General features: G+C 60.7%; 10 protein-coding genes and 2 pseudogenes. 3 read left to right on the top strand and 9 right to left on the bottom strand.

Going from position 1 to position 18,308, the window contains the following annotated elements; translation table 11 throughout:
• Nucleotides 1-72: 72 nt before the first annotated feature.
• From ACPEE0_RS10880 to ACPEE0_RS10890, 3 genes are all read right to left on the bottom strand, one after another.
• Entirely contained in the window at nt 73-879 is an 807-nt protein-coding gene (locus ACPEE0_RS10880) for an SDR family NAD(P)-dependent oxidoreductase (RefSeq protein ID WP_424574491.1), read from the bottom strand.
• A gap of 637 nt (nt 880-1,516) precedes the next feature.
• Entirely contained in the window at nt 1,517-3,115 is a 1,599-nt protein-coding gene (locus ACPEE0_RS10885; protein ID WP_424574492.1) for an MFS transporter, read from the bottom strand.
• A gap of 685 nt (nt 3,116-3,800) precedes the next feature.
• Nucleotides 3,801-4,412 (bottom strand): TetR/AcrR family transcriptional regulator, encoded by a 612-nt coding sequence (locus ACPEE0_RS10890; RefSeq protein ID WP_424574493.1) that lies wholly within the window; start codon nt 4,410-4,412, stop codon nt 3,801-3,803.
• 610 nt (nt 4,413-5,022) lie between these two features.
• Between ACPEE0_RS10890 and ACPEE0_RS10895 the strand changes: the two genes are divergently transcribed.
• Together ACPEE0_RS10895 and ACPEE0_RS10900 are read left to right on the top strand one after the other, a co-directional pair.
• Nucleotides 5,023-5,637, top strand: a complete 615-nt coding sequence (locus ACPEE0_RS10895; RefSeq protein ID WP_424574494.1) for a hypothetical protein — start codon at nt 5,023-5,025, stop codon at nt 5,635-5,637.
• A gap of 12 nt (nt 5,638-5,649) precedes the next feature.
• Nucleotides 5,650-6,863 (top strand): annotated as a pseudogene (locus ACPEE0_RS10900) (IS3 family transposase).
• A gap of 1,077 nt (nt 6,864-7,940) precedes the next feature.
• On the opposite strand, the gene ACPEE0_RS10905 reads toward ACPEE0_RS10900, so the two are convergent.
• Both ACPEE0_RS10905 and istA read right to left on the bottom strand, forming a co-directional pair.
• Nucleotides 7,941-8,687: an ATP-binding protein gene (locus tag ACPEE0_RS10905; RefSeq protein ID WP_141002472.1), complete on the bottom strand. Its 747-nt coding sequence runs from the start codon at nt 8,685-8,687 to the stop codon at nt 7,941-7,943.
• Nucleotides 8,684-10,245, bottom strand: a pseudogene (gene istA / locus ACPEE0_RS10910) (IS21 family transposase). The gene ACPEE0_RS10905 and the pseudogene istA overlap by 4 nt, the downstream one beginning before the upstream one ends.
• Nucleotides 10,246-10,772: 527 nt before the next feature.
• Between istA and ACPEE0_RS10915 the strand changes: the two are divergent.
• The gene (locus ACPEE0_RS10915; protein WP_052014194.1) at nt 10,773-11,852 is read left to right on the top strand and encodes an IS110 family transposase; all 1,080 of its coding nucleotides are present in this window, start codon (nt 10,773-10,775) and stop codon (nt 11,850-11,852) included.
• 131 nt (nt 11,853-11,983) lie between these two features.
• Here the strand turns inward: ACPEE0_RS10915 and ACPEE0_RS10920 are convergent, their stop codons facing one another.
• From ACPEE0_RS10920 to ACPEE0_RS10935, 4 genes are all read right to left on the bottom strand, one after another.
• Nucleotides 11,984-12,238, bottom strand: coding sequence for a hypothetical protein (locus tag ACPEE0_RS10920; RefSeq protein ID WP_009359359.1), 255 nt, complete (start codon nt 12,236-12,238; stop codon nt 11,984-11,986).
• 969 nt (nt 12,239-13,207) lie between these two features.
• Nucleotides 13,208-13,732 carry a nuclear transport factor 2 family protein gene (locus tag ACPEE0_RS10925; RefSeq protein WP_052014195.1) on the bottom strand — a complete coding sequence of 175 codons (525 nt, stop codon included), beginning with the start codon at nt 13,730-13,732 and terminating at the stop codon, nt 13,208-13,210.
• A gap of 2,149 nt (nt 13,733-15,881) precedes the next feature.
• Nucleotides 15,882-16,490, bottom strand: coding sequence for a TetR/AcrR family transcriptional regulator (locus ACPEE0_RS10930; RefSeq protein ID WP_052014196.1), 609 nt, complete (start codon nt 16,488-16,490; stop codon nt 15,882-15,884).
• A 1,080-nt stretch (nt 16,491-17,570) separates the two neighbouring features.
• On the bottom strand, nt 17,571-18,302 hold the full coding sequence (locus ACPEE0_RS10935) for an ABC transporter ATP-binding protein (protein ID WP_354177310.1): 732 nt from the start codon (nt 18,300-18,302) through the stop codon (nt 17,571-17,573).
• Nucleotides 18,303-18,308: the final 6 nt, after the last annotated feature.

Consider the following 18,308-nt stretch of genomic DNA (forward strand, 5'->3'; position numbering starts at 1 on the left):
AGGGTGGGCTGTAGCCGCAATTAGCGTGGAAGAAGTGCGGTCCGCGCGTCCTATGCCTGTTGTTCTGCCGCGTCAGAGTGTGCTGCTGCGTGGGGGGTTAGCGGCTGGGCAGAGGCCTCCGTCGATTCCCCAGATCTGGGAGGTGACGAATTTCGCGGCGTCCGAGAGCAGGAACTGCAGGGCCGGTGCCAGTTCGGTTTCGACGTCGCCCATGTGTCCGAGCGGGATGCTCTCGTGGATCTGGCGCCGGAACCTCTCCCGCTCCTCCGGGGTCATGAGCGCCTGGATCTGATCATCTTTAGGGGTGGCCACGACTGGGTTCACGCAGTTGGCGCGGATCTTGTACGGGGCCCACTCCAATGCGATGGACCGGGTGTAGCTCAGGACTGCTCCCTTAGAGGCCGAGTACGAGGAGGTCTTGATCGGCCCGTCCTTCAGGGCACCGCCGGCGGCGATGTTCACGATCGAGCCGCCACCGTTATCCTTCAGGTGGGGAAAGACTGCCTGGCAGATCGTGCCGACGGCCTTGGCGTTAACCATCAGCTGCCAGTCCCAGTCAGATTCGGGGGTTTCAGCAGCCCAGGACAAGATCGGTCCACCATGGGCGGTCAGGATACCGTCCAGGCCGCCGAGGTGGTCAACGGCCCATTCGATGCTCTCGCGGATATCGATTGTGCTCGAGGCATCCATACGCCGGTAAGTTACCTGGCCCGGCCCGGCCTCCGTCGCTTCCTTCGCCAGAAGCATTCCTTCCTCATCCCGGATATCGAGGGCAACGATATTTGCGCCTTCCCGGGCAAAGTGCCGAACGGAGCCGCCACCGACACCGCCAACACCGCCGGTTACCAGAATTCTCTTACCCGCAATTGAAAAGGACATCGATACTGCTCCCTCTGAGACGACTATGTCTCTGTCAGTGAAAGTGGTGATCCACACGGCGCGCGGGCAACGAAGAGTTCACTTGCCCTTCGGTACACCCGTGACCACTCCGGCCATCTGCAGGAACTGGAACCCTGCAGCCATGCCCCGTGGCATCTGAGATCTTAATTACACACACTTACCGTACGTAAGTCAACGAGTCCGCGGTTATGTGTCCTGATTTGCGACATAACTGCACCAAGCGGGCGCTTCTGCCGTGCTTCATATACGTACGCTCTGTGCATGTAAGCGGCCTTGGGTCCATAGAATGAACTATGCAAGGGTGTGCTGCTTGCTGCCGCGGTAGAGCAGCACCCGCCCTTCGCCTGGTGCACCTTAGCCTCCGGAACAGACACTCACACCGCCGCCGGCCTTTGGACGCACAAGATGTCCTCGGGATCTTCCATTCACCTAGGCATGTCATCGAGTGTTCTCTGGGGCTCTTGCCTGCCAGCTCTCATAGACTCGACCGGCTCTACCTTGCCCAGCAATCCCAGCGGTGGGGTGACCAACAACAAATGTGGTCCAGCTACACCGCAACTGACGGACTGCAGGGTTTAGAGGCCGACTGCGGCGGGCCGCGTGGCCTCCGGGACGGTCACAACGGTGGAATGACAGTACGGTGCCCGGATGCCAGCACGCGTACTGGCGGCACGACATGTTCGTCGGCGCCGCCTGCTGTAGGGGGTGGACTCCGGACCCCCCTGGCCCCGGGTATGAATGCCGCGGCAAGCATCGACGCTGCCGAGGCCGCGGCCGCCAACCAGAAGATGATCCTGAATGCATCAAATGTAGGAAATGAAATGTCGCCCAGCCTCATGGTGAGCGAGGCGAAGACTCCAGCGACTACAGCACTTGAGGTTGACTGGCCGATCGCGCGGACCAGAATGTTCAGGCCGTTGGCAGATGCCGTTTCCGTGATCGGGACTGCACCCATGATTACGGTGGGGACAGCCGTGTAGGCTATCGTCGTCCCCAATCCGACCACGGTTGAACCGATGATCACCCAAGCGATGGAGTCGTAGAAGAACGCACGACCCACATAGCCCCCCAGCATCACCAAGGCCCCGGCCATGAACGCCGCTGTACCCCCGAACCTTCGAATGATGCATCCGGACGCCGGGGCGAACACCAGCATCACCAGCCCGGAGGGAACCATGCATAGCCCAGCGGTGATCACACTCAGCCCAAGACCGTAACCAGTGAGGGTGGGAAGCTGAAGCTGCTGCGCCGTGACGAGCATGTTGATGAACATGGAAAAGCCAATGAGCAACGAAGCTATATTGGTCATGAGTACGGGGCGTCGGGCAGATGTTCGCAGGTCAACCATAGGTTGCCTGACTTTCAATTCATAGGGAACCCAGACGGCCAGCAGAACGGCCGTGGTAAGCAACAGCAGCAAGACCGGACCGGATCCCCAGCCCCAGGCGCCACCCTTGGTGATCGCCAGCAGGAGGGCCGCCAACGCCCCGGACAGCACCGCGGCTCCCACGAAATCGAAGAGTCCGGGCGTGCGGACCATGGATCGGGGAACTACCAGCGCCACGGCAAGTAGCAACAGAGTCCCGGCACCAGCGGAGACCCAGAAGATCGAGGCCCACCCCAGGCTTTCGTACAGCACTCCTGCCAGGGGCAGGCCCAAGGCGCTGCCAATGCCAACAGTCCCACTCATGAAGGCGACCGCTGAGCCGAGCTTCTCCTTGGGGAGTTCGTCGCGCAGGATGCTGATGCCCACTGGGATCAGGGCTGACGCCAACCCCTGAAGGGCCCGGCCGATGACCAGCCACAGAAAGGAACCGCCGACGGCTGCCACGACCGACCCCGCCACCATGACGGCCAGGCACAGAACCATCATCTTGCGCTTGCCGTACATGTCTGCGCTGCGGGAAACGATGGGTGTTGCCACGGCACTGGAAAGCAGTGTGGCCGTCACCAACCAGGAGGCGTCATCGGCAGTCACACCCAGGATCACGGGGAAGTCGGGAAGAAGGGGGATCACGAGTGTATGCATCAACGCCGTTAGGGTACCGCTGAGCGCAAGCACAGCTGTGATGGCCATCGGCGACGGGCGCCGTCGCGAACGGGAAGGGAGGGAACGCGGCATAGGCTGCTTTCGGGAGGGATAGTGAAAGGCATGCTTTGCTGCTTGCAAAGCCTTTTCAGCAGCATTAAGCGGGTGGACCGGGTCGCCAGCCACACGGCTGAAGCCGTTGTCGCCTGCGCCCGGCTGGTGTCCCTTATGGGATGTTGCTGGGCGGGGGTTAGCAGCTGGGGCAAAGGCTTTCGTCGATTCCCCAGATCCGTGCCGCAGCCACCCACGACGCGCGGACGAGCCGACCATCGGAAAGAGAACGCAACATTGCTCCCCTATATGTCGGCCCTGAAGACCTACTTCAGCACATAATTCGTACGTAAGTCAACGGCACCAAGCGGACCTCAGTGCGGCCGAGCACGTCCGGTCTCCAGGCAATGCCCACCTTGGCGCGATCAGAATGTGGAAATAAGGGGTAGACAGTGATGACTACAGCCCAGGGGCCGCAAGCAAGGCTTGCGGGAACCAGTCGAAGGATAGAAGCGGAAGCTTCTGGCCGCTTGTGATTGTTTTCGGCTGAGCCTCGGCCGGCAAGCGGGGCTTGAGGAACCGGATGCATCCCATCGATGCGCGCGTGCGTCCTGATGCGGCTTATGTCTCTACTGGGGCAGCCCAGGGTGCCCCAGTCGCTGGCGAGCCGTTATCACGGGAGTTTCAAGTATAGATGCAGGGGGTATGCACGTTGGCAAAATGGCCTACGCGGGGCCAGGTATTTTCCCGGTAGCGCAGGCCGCATGTTCAACGAGGTCGGTTCCCTCGATCGCCCTTGTTCTTTGTTATTCGCGAAGACCTAGACAGGATCGCCGGTGGCTTCTGCAGTGCCCCGGTCCACGGGATTGTTGCCCAGACCTCTCAGGAGCATGTCGACCGTTTTCGCAACGATGCCGCGGACCTGATACGGGCCCGGGGCGTAGAGCGCGTCAAGCATCAAAGCCCCGACCAGCAGTTCAGTGGCTACCTGAAGGTCCGCATCACTGCGGACCTCGCCCCGGGACTGTCCCCGCTTGAGCGTCTCCACGATCAGCGAGTTCCGATAAGCCGAAATCTCGGCAGCAACCGCGTGAAACACATCAGCGGTGGCTTCCTGTTCTATGAACAACCGCACACCTGCGCGCCCGCGGGCTCCCAGCATGACCCGCCGGTACTCCATGGCTACCTCGGTCAAGTCCTCACGGACATTGCCATGGTCCGGAGCGGCCGGCAGCGCCGGAGTCAACTCGCGAAAGGCATCAATGAGCAACTCTTCACGATTGGACCAACGACGGTACAGGGCAGGCCTGCCAACCTTGGCCCTGACACTGACCGCTTCGAAATTGAAACCGCTCCAGCCCAACTCCTCATAGCACTCAATGGCTGCGTCGATGACCTTCCTGCGGATCGAGCCATCGCGGGGCCTGCCCATCCGCGCCTTCTGCTCAACCTTCTCGCTTCTTGTTTTGGTCATAGACCAGACTGCTCCTCAATCCCATCGACCCGTACGCTCGACGCTCGAAATAGACCGCGCTGAATTCGCAGGGCGCACCCTGCGCACTCCCACCTAACTCCCTTACCCCTACACTTTAAGCCGTCCCGGCCACCCCCCGCCCTCTAAACCCCGTCGTGACGCCCGTGCAAACAAGGAAATCCACCAAGCCAGCAGGGCCTCTCCCGTCAGCGCCCGCCACAACCGCCCCACCTGCCGCCACCCGCGCAAGTAAAACGCGGTGGTCATGAGCGAAACCACCCAACGTGACCGAACCAGAAAAAGGATTGACTTACGTACGGCGAGTGTGTGTAATTGAGATCTCACAGGCCGTAGGGCAAGGACGCAAAGATGCAGTCCCTGCAGACCGTCGACTCACGAAGACCGTCCAGCCCGATGGCCCGCCGCCCACGGCCCGGTCCCGTCCGGTCCATGACCTCGACGACCCCCCACATTGAACAACCTTTCTGATGCGCCGCGAGGCGCAGCGCCGGGCGCATCGACGCGGCCAGCGCAGATCTTCACCACACCTTCGAGCAATGGAGCACCAATGACCTTCCCTGAAGTCCGTAACTGGAACCTCGTCGTAGCCAAACCCAACGAAGCCGGCGAGCCGGACTTCTTCATCGGCGACAAGCCCGAAGCCGTCGTCGACCAGCCCGGCATTGTCGAAGGCGCCTGGTACTGGCGCGTAGACAACGGCCACTCCGCACAAACCCCGGGTTCAATCGCAACGACCATGAATAACGCCACCCGCAACGGATCCACCTTCGGTATCGTGCGGTTCCCGGCCAACTCAGCCGGTAAATTGGACGCCGCATCCACCGGCGCGCACAAAGAGACCGGACACCAAGGCGACGCCGCGATGCACGCAACCGACACCATCGACTACGAAGTCGTCCTCTCCGGCAAAATCGACCTCGAACTACCCGGCGGCAAAAAAGCACACACTTGTCCCGGGCGACCTCCTCGTCCTGGCAGGCGTTCCGCACGCCTGGAAAAACCCCTACGACGAAGACTGCACCTTCCTCGCCGTAACCGTCGGCTACAACTCCTAACCACCACCTCCCCCAGGGGGCGGCGCAATGTCCGCCGCCCCCCTCCCCTCGCCGTCGCCCTCGCCACGGCACTGGGGTTAACATCTGTTGGTGGACACCTGAAGTAGCGGGATCCTGGGATCCTGCGGGAAGGTGTTCGTGTGAGCACGACACGACGTACATTCACTCCGGAGTACCGGCGGGAGGCCGCGCGACTGGGTATCGATACCGGCAGGCCGATCGCGCAGGTGGCCAGGGAACTCGGGCTCGGAGAGCAGTTGCTGGGCCGCTGGGTTGGGCAGGAGCGCCCGCGCTCGGCCGCTCCGGAGGAGTTCGCTGCGGCGGAGTCGGAGAAGTCTGAGCTGGAGCGTCTGCGGCGCGAGAACATTCAGTTGAAGATAGATAACGAGTTCCTGGGAAAAGCTGCGGGCTTCTTCGCCTCCAAGAAGCAGAATCGGAATGCTTCGAACTAATGGAGGCCGAGAAGGCCAACTACCCGATCCAGCGCATGGCCAGGCTTCTGGGAGTATCCGGGTTTTACGCCTGGCGCACGCGCATCCAGTCCGAGGTTTCGGTACGTGCGGTGGAGCGGGTGGCCCTGGACGAGAAAGTGGGAAAGGCCCACACCAAGTCGTACTGGACCTATGGTTCACCGCGGGTCCATGCGAGCTGGCCAGGAACGGGACCTGTGTTGACCGGAAGACAGTGGCCGCGTCCATGCGCCGGCAGGTTTTGGAAGGGGTCTCCCCGCGCCTCTTCCGGCCGGTGACCCCGATCGGTGACACCCGGATGCGTTCCACCCCGGATTTGGTCGCAAGGAGATGGGACACGGGTGTTCTGGACGCGGTCTGGATCTCGGACATCACCTACCTGCGCACCGGCGAGGGCTGGGTGTACTTGTGTGCCGTCCGGGACGCCTGCTCGAGGCCCGTGATCGGCTGGGCCCTGAACTCGTCCCAGACCAGCAGCCTAGTCGAACGGGCCTTGCGCTTGGCCTACATCCTGCGCGGCGGCGGACCCGCCGGAGTCGTCTTCCATGCCGACTGCGGCACCCAGTACACCTCCGCCCAACTCAACGACGTCTGCACCAGAGTGGGCGTTCAGCAGTCCGTCGGCCGGACAGGCGTCTGCCGGGATAACGCGATGCAGGAATCCTTCTGGTCAACCCTGAAGACCGAGTTCTACGACCGCCGGCACTGGGCCACCAGGCACGAAGCGATCAGGGCGACCGGCCGCTGGATCGAGGAGTTTTACAACCGAGCCCGGCTGCACTCAGCCCTGGGCTTACACCACACCAGTGGAACACAAACAATTCCTCACCACGAGAAACCATCAGACGACAAAAGCCGCCTGATCAACTGTCCACGACTTGCGGGCAACCCCAGGCACCGAATAGTCCCGGCCTACCAGCAACAAACAAACCTGAACCACTCAGGCAGAAGTCCATCGCACGACGAGGTCCAAAGCCAGCCAGGCCACAACGCAATCTCCCCCCTACTCGTGGACACCCTGCCACTCGACGCACTTGGCTGCTTTGACTTATCAGAATGCAGTACCGGTGCCCGGACGGGTGAAGCCGGATATTGAGGAGCCGCAGCCGGACACCGGTACCGCGCAACAGGGCGGTCTCTGTTCCCAGGACGACGATTACCGACCAAGAGAGAAACTCCCTGTGGACGCCAGCCACGATAATGCCCTGACTCGTCCCTTTTATGAATGAGTGGGAGGAAGGCGTGTCTGGGGTTGGGTAAGAAAAGACCGGTCCACTGCTCCTCATATACACCTTCAAAGGAGCAGTCCTGAGTTCCGCCATGCGGGTCGGACAAAGTGAACTCCGAACGGCATCCGTGAAGCGCATGTCGACCCGGTCGGGAAGTCCACGACAAACAGTCTTTCAACCAACTGGATACCTGTGCGACGTTGCGGCCGTTATGGACCTCGCTTCTCGAGCGCTGACGGACGCCCGCCAGCGGAGCCCTTCCGATGGCTGCCTAGTCGGACTTCTCCGGGAGAGCGGCCTTGATGCCCCGGCCGCCCGGTCAAATTCGATTGTGCCTTAGCTTCTCCGGCCTAATGGGAAAGGGCCACGTCATGCTGGTGTACGCGCACAATGGTGAAATCCGATTGGGGCGACCCAGTCGAGATCGCGAAAGGGATTCAGGGTGGTTGCGAACGTGGTCGCGCGCCTCGTCAGCGTGCCGTCCTTGACCCCTCGGTAAAAATTCTTGAGCCAAAGATGGCGACCCGATTTCGGCGCGCACCCGGAGAAAGCCAAGAAGCGGTGGTGACATCAATGACCTTCCCGTAGGTCAAGCTGTTGAGTATTTGAAGGCTTGGAGGCCAGTCGATCTTGCCGTAGGGGGCCAGTGATATTGCCGGTGGGGGCCAGCGGCCGCATGCATGGAGGCCACCGGCCCCCACCGGCGTTTTCTTATTGCGTCATGGTGGCGTGTTCACGCATGTTGTGGTTGCCGGTATCGACCCAGATGGTGTTGTGCACGATGCGGTCCATGATCGCATCGGCGTGGACCCCGGAGCCGAGCCGCTGGTGCCAGTCCTTCTTGGCGTATTGGGTGCAGAACACGGTGGAAGCTGTGTCGTATCGCCGTTCGAGCAGTTCCAGCAGCATGCTGCGCATGCCCTCGTCGGGGTGGTCGAGAAGCCACTCGTCGATCACCAGCAAAGTGAAGGCCGCGTACTTCTTCAGGAACTTCGTGGCCCCCAAGGGCTTGTCCTTCGCCAGCGCCCAGGCTTCCTCGAGGTCGGGCATGCGGACGTAGTGGGCCCGGATCCGGTGCAGACAGGCCTGCTTGGCCAGAGCGCACCCGAGGTAGGACTTCCCGGACCCGGTGAATCCCTGAAACACGACGTTCTGTTGCCGTTCAATGAAGGAGCACGTGCCGAGCTGGGCGATCAGGCTCCGGTCGAGGCCGCGCTCGTCCACGAGGTCGAGCCGGCGTAGGTCCGCGCCCGGGTAGCGGAGCCCGGCCCGTCGGATCAGCCCCTCGACCTTGGCGTGATTGAACCCGGAGTGGGCCTCGTCCACGACCAGGCGGAGCCGTTCCTCGAAGGCCATGCCGAGCACGAGTGCCTCGTCCTGGGCCTCGAGCGCTTCCAGCATCGGGACGGCACCCATCTCGCGGAGCTTGCGTTTGGTTTCAGTATCGATCCCGCTCATTTGGCGCCACCTGCGTAGTACTCGGCGCCGCGCACGTATCCGCCGTGTTCGACTCCTTCATCCCGTGGAGGCCTGAGCCCGGCGGCTTTGTCCTGCTCCGTGGCAAGGATCGGTTGCAGATGCGCATACCTCGGGGATCTCACGCGGCCTGCCAACGCAAGCCGGCAGGCCGCCTCCACCCGTTCGGCCGAATAGCGCCGGGAAAGCCGCAACACGGCAAGGGCCGCGTCCAGGCCCTGCTCGTCGACCGGGACGGACTCGAAGATCCGATTGACCACCGTCACCGCCGCCGGGCCGATCCGTCCGGCCCATTCCCGCACCCGCTCCGGATCCCACTGCCGGTACTGCTCGCCGGCCGGCAGGTCGGCATCATTGGTGCGGTACTCGTTCGCCGCGCTCTCGGGCAGCAGCAGGTGGCTGGTCAACCGTTCGTGGCCCCGGTACGCCTGAAGCACCCGGTCGGTGATCCGCAGGTCCACCGTGGTGCCGATATGGGCGAAGGGTACCGAGTAATAGTTCCTCTCCCAGACCACGTGCCCGTTCCGGCCCACCCGGCGCCCGTAGACCCACCGGCTGATCTCATAGGCCGCCGCCGGCAACCCCGTCAGCAGGGGCTGCTCCTCGGCCGCGAACACGCTGGCTCTGGACCCCGGCCGCTTCTGGAACGGCTCCGCGTTATACGCAGCTACCCGATCGGTGATGGCGGCCCTGAGCTCCGGCAACGCGGTGAATTGCTGCTGGCGCAGCCCGGCAATGACCCAAGTAGCCACGTGGGCGACCGTGTTCTCCACGCTCGCCTTGTCCTTTGGTGCCCTGATACGGCCGGGCAGCACCGCCGCCGAATAGTGCGCCGCCATCTCCCGGTAAGCGTCATTGAGCACGACCTCGCCCTCGCGGGGATGCTTAATGACACCGGTCTTCAGGTTGTCCGGAACGATCCGCGGCACCGAACCGCCAAAGGCCTCGAACATCGCCACGTGGGCCCGCAACAGGTGTCCTGCTTCATGTCCAGGGCGGGTTCAACGAACGCGTACCGGCTGAAAGGCAGGCAAGCCACAAACAAATACACCGTCCTCGGCTTGCCCGTCACCGGATCTGTCAGCTGCATCGTCGGGCCCGACCAGTCGACCTCCACCGTCTGCGCCGCCTTGTGCCCGACCCGGGACGCCACCCCAGTGACCAGCACATGCCGCTGATAGGTCCTGCAGAACCGGTCATAACCCATCACCGGCTCACCGCCAGCGGCGCGTGAATCCGCGTACTCGCCATGCAGCAGCTTCAGCGTCACCCCGACCCGGGCCATCTCCCTATGCACCTGGTCCCAGTCCGGCTGCGCGAACACACTCTGATGCTCACCGCGCCCAGGAAACAGCCGGGTATAGACCTCGCCCTCCGAACTGTCGGCGATATCGTCCCACGCCACGCCGGCCGCGTCGGCAGCCTCCAGCACCGCCGTGATGCTCTTACGGGACATGCCCTGCGACGCAGCGATCGCCCGGCCTGACAGGCCCTCGGCGCGCAGCTGCAACACGAGCTTCGCTCTGATCTTCCGTACCATTGATGATTACTCCTTCCGCCGTGCGCCCTATACACACGACGGAAGGAGCCTAAATCGGGCTGGCCCCCAAGCACGCCACTACCGGCACCCAGGACCGCTACTGCGCGCTCTGGCCGTTGGCCCCCGAACACACGACGGATGGACCCCAAAAGCGCGAATATTCACTGTCGCACTACCTTCCCAGGTGAGCTCCCATTCCGCCTTCCTGTTCTCTGCACTAATCACCAACCAGATCGCTCCCGATGTGTCGTCTGGGAGTGTTATTGACAGCCGGTCCGAGACTGGCTGGCAGGCTGGTGCTGTGACTTCGGACGGACGTGGCCCTTGTGTCGTTTTGCCCTTTGGTTTGATCGAAAGGTGCGTTAGCAGGGATCTGCCCGTTCATCTGGAGTCCAGCATCGGTTCTGTCTACTGCGATGGCTTGATTAGAAGCCTGCCCAGCCTCAGAGGTTGTGGCTCATCCCAGACTTGCCTCGCTGTATTCCGCTGATACCCGTAATGATCCGAAGGAACTGCAGGAGGTACAAATGGCAGTAGTGGCGCAGTCTTATGACTTTGTTGTTGGCATCGATACGCATTCAAGAACGCATACTTTGGCCATCATTTCCGCGGTAACTGGAGCTGAGGTTGCCAACGAAACGTTCCCGTCAACGAACGCTGGGATGAATCGGGCACTGCGCTGGATATCTCGTCGCAGCACCTGCGATAAGTCGCGAGTACTGGTCTCCATGGAAGGAACTGGATCATACGGTGCCAAACTTCGGCAGCTGGCAACGGAGTCGGACTTCCGAGTTATCGAGGCGCCGTTTCCGGAACGTCGAGTTGGTCGAAAAAGGGGCAAGTCAGACAGTATCGACGCAGCTCGGGCCGCGAGGGCTGTCCTAGAAATCGAGACGGATGAGCTTCGGGAACCACGTGCTGGCCAACACCACACGGCATTACGGGTTCTCACCGTAGCCAGAACTTCAATGGTCCGCGAACGAACCGCGGCTATCAATTCGTTGATCGCGCTGCTGCGAGTCGTCGACCTAGGAATTGATTTACGTAAGTCGTTGACTCCCAAAACAATCGAAACCATCGCAGCATGGAGGACGCGGGATGAAGGTGTCGGCACGCGGGTGAGTCGCTCGGAAGCCACTCGCTTGGCTAAACAAATCCTCGCGCTTGACGACCAGCTCGAACAGAATCGCGCTGATATGGCTCTGTTGGTCCAGCAAACCAGCCACGCACTCCTGGACATGCCAGGTGTGGGCCCGATTAGCGCCGCAGCGATTCTTACCGCTTGGTCACATCCAGGCCGCGTCCGCTCCGAGGCCGCCTTGGCAGCCCTTGCTGGCACCTGCCCAATCCCAGCCTCATCAGGGGGAACGACCAGGTACAGGCTAAATCGAGGCGGGGATCGTCAACTGAACAAGGCCATCCACACGATTGCTGTCGTCAGAATGCGCTGGCACCAGGAGACTAGGGAATATGTGGTCCGCCGAACGCGTGAAGGGCGGAACAAGAAGGAAATCATCCGGAGCTTGAAGCGCTACATCACGCGACAGATCTTTCGAACCCTCAGTACAGCTGGCGAGGTTCTCAGCGGTCACGCGCCCTCTTACTAGACCTTTAGGGTTCGAGTGGGGCAGCCCGTCCGGGTCTACGTGGTTACCGCCACCGGGCGCTATCACAGCAGTGCATGCTTCCCGCCAGAGAGAACTAACCTCAAGTGAGGGATACCCGTAAGACCATGCGATTAAGAACCCTCGACGACTCCCAGAAGCCTACGGAATTCCTCAAGCGCGACGGTGCTCTGGCGATCAACGTCGAACTCATCTTCAACTGTCGCTGTGTTTAGTTCCGCATCGAGCAACACATTGAAGGCGTTGTACGTGAAGTATCGACGCCCAGTCCGCAACTGATCGATCGCTGTGAGGAGCTGAACCCGGACGAATTCGTCGAGCTCCCCGGTCAGAAACTCGTCAAGGGGTGGTCGCAACTTCTCAGCCATGATCAGGCATGGTTTTCAGTGTCAGGATCACGCGTTGATTCAACCACGGACAGTCGAGGAAATTTAACAGGTGCCTGATCCCACCGCGGTCAAAACCGTCACTCAAGAAGCTAATCTGCGCCTGGTAAAAGATCATGTACGCGCGCGCCGGATCGAATAACTCCTGCATAAATGACGGGATGGGGGAACAGTCAGACTCACATGCGCGGCCACGAGTGCGCACCGAAACACAGGCGGCGGCGCGGGGCGTCTGGGTGCGACCACAACACGCGCTTGACATGGCCCCGATCAGCCAACTGGCGATCGCGTATCCATTCCTTACCGTTCTGTGGTTTGTCTGCATAATGTTGGTCAGCCCTATATATGAGTTCTTGGGCGCCGTCATCTTGCTCGTGGTCGGTCCTATTTTCGTCATGGGGGTAGGGGTTGCGCTTGGCCTTCCTGTTCGCCTGAACCGCCGGTTGAGCCGGTGGTGGCTGGGAAACTGGCGACTGTACATTTGCATTGCGGCAGCGGGAGCAGGGCTCTTGATTTCGGGCTTCAACATATCGGAGCGCCAAGTTGGCACAGTCGACGGCATTCCCTTTGACGTGACGACGCCCCATTCAGGGCTAGTAACGGCCGGCTGTTTCGTCCTTACTTTTCTCGCGGTGAACGCGTCGTTCCGATTTAGCGGCCGGAGCAATACCGAATCGGCATGACGATGTTCAGGCGTCCTCGACCAAACCAGGATAAAGCGCGCGCCTCAAGAGAAGCGGCCGTTAGGCGTTCGCCGATCGAACAAGATCGGCTTGACGTATATAGAAGCATCCCGGCTGCCGCGGGCATACGCCCGGGCTTCGACTGAACGGCTCCCCGAAAGACGGACTGTTTCAATTGTCTGCCTTTCGGGGAGCTGCCTACGAGGCCGCCCTCTTCTCCCTACGCAAAGGACATGTGTGGGGCAGCATCGTCACTGCCGATCGAAGCTCAAGCCAAGGAATGCGGCTTCTTGTAGATCGCATCGTCTGGGTGCCAGCGACCGGGGACGAAGGATTCCACCCCCGGGAACCGCTCGTCCGAGCGCCAGACCGTGCTCCAGTCAATGGCGACGACCCGATCGAGGATTTTCCACTCGCCGTCACGTCGTTCGAGTAGGTCGACATAGCGGCCCGCGAGTGCAGTGACGACGTTCGGGAGCGGCGACCGCCCCCGCTCTGCGTAGTGCACAAAGTAAGTCTCGGCAGATGCCCGGTCGCCGTCGACTGCGATGACGGACTGACCGAGGACATGTTGGTGGCCAGAGTACTCCTTGGCGAGTCCCAGCCCCCAGGTCAAAAACTCTTGAGCGTTGCCATCAAACAAGCCGTGGTTGTCACGCCCGTCATCCCAGTACGCTGCGCGTGCACTGGCCTCATCACAACGATCCATGCCTCGTACATAGCCCTCAACAACCCGCCTGATCGCGTCGCGCTCGAGGATGCCACGTAGCTGAGTGAGCTCCTCTGTCGTCAACGGAGCAGCCTCAATTTTTACATTTTCCAAAATTACGTCCCTTCATGATGAATACTGCGAGTTGAGCACGGAGATCGTACGTAAAGCAATGGTTTCGCGAAAATTATTCAGACCATTACGCCAATTTTCGAATCAAATCGAACGATAAATGTATGTAAATGAGTCAGTTCGAAGGTAGTTCTTGGCGAAGTAGTCCATAAATTCCTCTGCAGAGAGGAACGTTGAGTAAAGGTGAACAGCCGGATAGCAGGCACGTGACGGGATGGCCGCGCATCTCACAGACTGGTGAATTCTCGTACGATCGAAGAATCGACGTGCGCGCGCATCTGATACGGCCGCTGTCGGAGCTTCGCCTGCTCGGAGACCAGGTTGTCAGGCGGATCTTCGGGGATCAGATACCTCTGGGAGAACCCGTCAGACCGCAGCTCACGGAGCTCTTTTCTTTCGCCCTTCGTGCACGTAGCGGGTTGTGTTGCACAACAGGAACAGTGAAGGGGGCTAGCAGCAGTTTAGGACTCCGTAATAGTGGAGTTGATCTCCCGACTGCGATCCACACCCTCAATGGTGGCCTGCCCCTCGCGATATGCGTGTCGGTACCGCCATCAGTGCTGGATGCTCCGCTTCAAAGCGATCCTCCATCAGTTCATCAGGATGCGAGTCAATCGTCAGATGAAGCACTCCCCGACCGGGATTCAGGAAAACGTTGCGGGCAATGCAGCACGACTTCCTTGCCGCCCAATTCAAGAACCATATGTCTGCATAATTCCCCGCCTCTAACCCCATAGCGACTCCTATCGCCAAACGGTTGACCCATCGCCCTTTGAAATCAGCACTCGTCCTCTAGCCTGATCAAGCCACACCCAAAAATAGGATGCGTCCTCGGCGACGTCGTCCACACGCGCAGAGTGCACCTGTCCGCCTGGGCGCCTCACCCGGACCCTGTCGCCTTGGTTCAATTCGACCCAGTCGTCATACGGCACTTCCTTCCAGACGTATCCCGCTAAGGACGTCATATCCCGATACGTACCGGGCAGATCCCCGCCAGGCCTGCCCCACCGTTGGCTACCGCTATCTTCGTTCCGGCAGTGGAAAAGGACATACGCAGAGCCTCCTTCTAAGACGACTGTGTCTCAGTCATTAATGTGGAATCGATGTGTAGTAACCCCACGCTGCGGGCGGTTATTTGGCGATCCCGAATCCTTTATCCGCGCGCGGGAGGTCGAGCGGGCCTGGTATAAAGGCCGCAACTGCGCATCCTTGCTTTAGTGAGTTGCATTACTATTTCAGCACGGCCACCGTTCGTAAGTCAACGGTAATGTTAGGCGGGCTGGCACACGCGCGAAGGATGCTGAGGCAGGTATCGAATGCTTACTATACGTAAGGCGGCGGGCAACGCATCCCGATGCCACATACAACAGACTGCTGACCCGGACGATTACGCGGTCAACTGCTCCCACGGCGGAATGAGCGCGGATGCACAACCTTCCGGACCAACTCAAACTGTTACTTGTGGTCTGGGCCGGCACCCACCCGCCCCGACCGTGTCCGCAATTACGAGGCTAACTCGTCTGCAGCCATCGGATACCGCCCTCCGTAACCGCGGTACCACTGCTGTCATTCAGTGAGGCGCTGGCCGCTTGCGCCAGTTGCGTCAGCATGACGGGCTTGCTGCAACCATTGAGGTGACAGTCCAGCCTAGCGCGCCGACCGCGTTCGGTGGCCTTTGGACCAGCGGCAGGGGAAGTCGTCGTCAGGAGACCTAGCTTGTATTGCAAGGCCCGAAGTGCAGGCACCGCGGGAACGAATGTGCACAAATTGCCCCCAGACTCGCATCAGGATGTCCTGAACGTCGCCGGGGCTTATTCTCCCAGACCGAACGAATTGTTGGACTATCAGGGACTGCGGCACCATAAAATGGCCGTTGCGGTTCCTTGCGAACGGTCATGCAGCGGCAATTTTCGAGTGCCACCACTGAGGTCACTCCCAGAACAAGCCTAGAGCTCCTTCCACCACCTCATCGCACCAGCAGTCTGCCAGCAGGGGCGGCCATCGCCGCCGGATCAGCGCACCCAGTTCTGGACCGTCGGTGTTGGGACGACGTTCTTGATCGAAGCCGTGCCCCTCGTTGATCTGACCCTGCGCCTGGTTCTCAGGGAACTCCAGTAACCCGCACACTCACCTCAGCAAGTGCCGCCGCGATCCGGTGCTGGTCCAACGTTCCTCCCAGAGGATGTCCCTCCACCCAGGCCTCAGCGACACCCATCGCCAACGACATGTACGTCCTGGACGCCAACCGTTCCACCGCAAAATCCAGCGGCGTGGATCCCCCAACACGACGCATACGCCGCCGCGCCCGCCGCACGTAAAACTCCTCAAACCGGTGACGAACCGCCTTGGCCTCAGGAGGACCGGCAACAGCCCACACATACAAAAGCCTGGCCTCCTCACGGTGATGCTCAGCCCAGGTCCACACCAGATTCACCGCCTCCCGGGTCTGCAAAAGCTTCTCCGGAGGCTCCTGCGAACTCGTCGCATTCATGATCCTGCGACTGACCTCAGACACACACGCAGTGAACAACTCAGGCTTGCCCTTGAAGTGATAATAAATCGACGCCAGACTCATCGACGTCTCCTGCGCCACCTCGGCAATAGAAGCCGATATCCCCTTCCGGGCAAAAACAACAATCGCAGCTTCGATAATCTCCTGCCGCCGCGACGGCCGATGAGCAGCACGACGCGGACGCGCCTCCACCGTCATAAACCAACCACAACCAACAAACTAATCATCTCCACCAACACAACGCTACCCACCTTCTGCCCGAGAGCACACACCAACACCAACATCTAACTTGAACTTCGATGCGGTGAGGATACGACATAATGCTGGTGCCGACTGTGGCCAGGGGTTCTTGACTCCCACTCCGAGCGATAGCTGTTATCTTTTCACGATGTATCAGTCCCGGAGGACTACCGGTGGAGCGCTACGCCACGCCGCCGCTGTTGCATATGAAGTACCTGCGCCAGAGTCTCTTCATAGGTTGGTCGGCATCTCATGCGGGGCCTCGCCCTTGCAGCCCGCGGGGACCGGAGGAAAACGACATGACCAGAACTCCAACATCCAGCGACTCGGACTACTTTTGACGCCGGATAACAATGTTGGGCACCAAGAGCTTAGCGACACCCGCACCGGATACCGGGCGGTGCTCACCTGGATCGGAAAGTCTGGTGACCTGGGTGGATCGGCGCATCCAGGGCGCCGGGTCCGGCGGCGCTGGCCTGCTCAGCTCCTCGCCAAAGCCGGCGTCAGGCTGCTGGAGGTCGAACGGCCCGGCCCCATTATTGCCTACCAGGTCCCGCTAAAGTCGTGGGCCGCCGCTATTTGGGATCGATGACGAGATGACGGATGAGCCCAGTAACCGCATCGTCGAAGAGTGCTCACACCCCAACTCCTCGAATGTCTCCGTATTGACATCGACGTCGCCGGACAATTTCTGGTAGCGCCCTAGGACACGCCATCCGGACACGGCGGAATTCGCGTTCGCGATGTTCTTCGGCGTTTCACCGCTGCCTGCCTCCTCGGGAACTACATGGGAAGAAGCATATTTATAGGGCTTATGTTCGGTTCTGACACCGCACGGAACTCGGCAGAACGCGAGGGCGGGAGCCCGTGAACATACCGCCCTCAGGCCGTGCCGCTTACGCTAGGTGGCCAATCCGACCTAGGATCCGGTTCACCTGTGCGCGCTGGGCCGCTTTCCATGCTGCACAACGAAGCCCAGATTCACTGTTCGCGATCAGAACTCCCAGAAAGCGCCTGCCGGCGGGTTTCTCAAAACACTCAAATATCGGCTTCGTCGTTGATGAGGGCTGATTCGCCCAGGAACGCGCGTACTACGGAAGCATGGGATGTTGCCAGGTCCGCTGTTCCCTGGAACGCAGTCTCACCACGCTCTATCACTACGACCTCGTCGGCCACTTGGAGTCCGGCGTCGGCGTTCTGTTCGACCATGAGGATGGATATGCCCGTATCGGCGATGTGGCGGGCGCTTTCGAGGATTTGATCCACTACTGCTGGCGCGAGGCCCATGGAGGGCTCGTCCATTAGCATGACTTTGGGCTGTGACATCAGGGCACGTCCGAAGGCGAGCATCTGCTGCTCGCCGCCCGAGAGCAGCCCGGCGGCTCCTTTCCTGCGCTTAGCCAGGATCGGAAACATAGTCAAAACGGAGTTCATCGTTTCCGCCGCGTCTGCCTTTGATGCAGTATAGCCACCGATTTTCAAGTTTTCCTCGACCGTGAGTGGAGCGAAGATACGCCTTCCTTCCGGCACCATGACGAGGCCTCTCTTGACGACTTGATGCGCCCGGAGACCAGTGATCGGGCGTCCGTCCAGGCTGATGGTTCCTGATTTCGGCTGTACCAGGCCGCAGACGGCCCGCAGGATGGTTGTTTTGCCTGCCCCGTTCGGACCAAGGACCAAGGTGATTCGGCCCGGGGTTGCGGTAAGGGTGACGCCTCGGACAGCTTCGACGTGTCCGTAGCTGACGTGCAGACCTTGTATTTCAAGCATGCTTTT

The sequence above is a fragment of the Arthrobacter sp. SD76 genome (genome assembly GCF_049726125.1).
GTDB lineage: Bacteria > Actinomycetota > Actinomycetes > Actinomycetales > Micrococcaceae > Arthrobacter > Arthrobacter nitrophenolicus.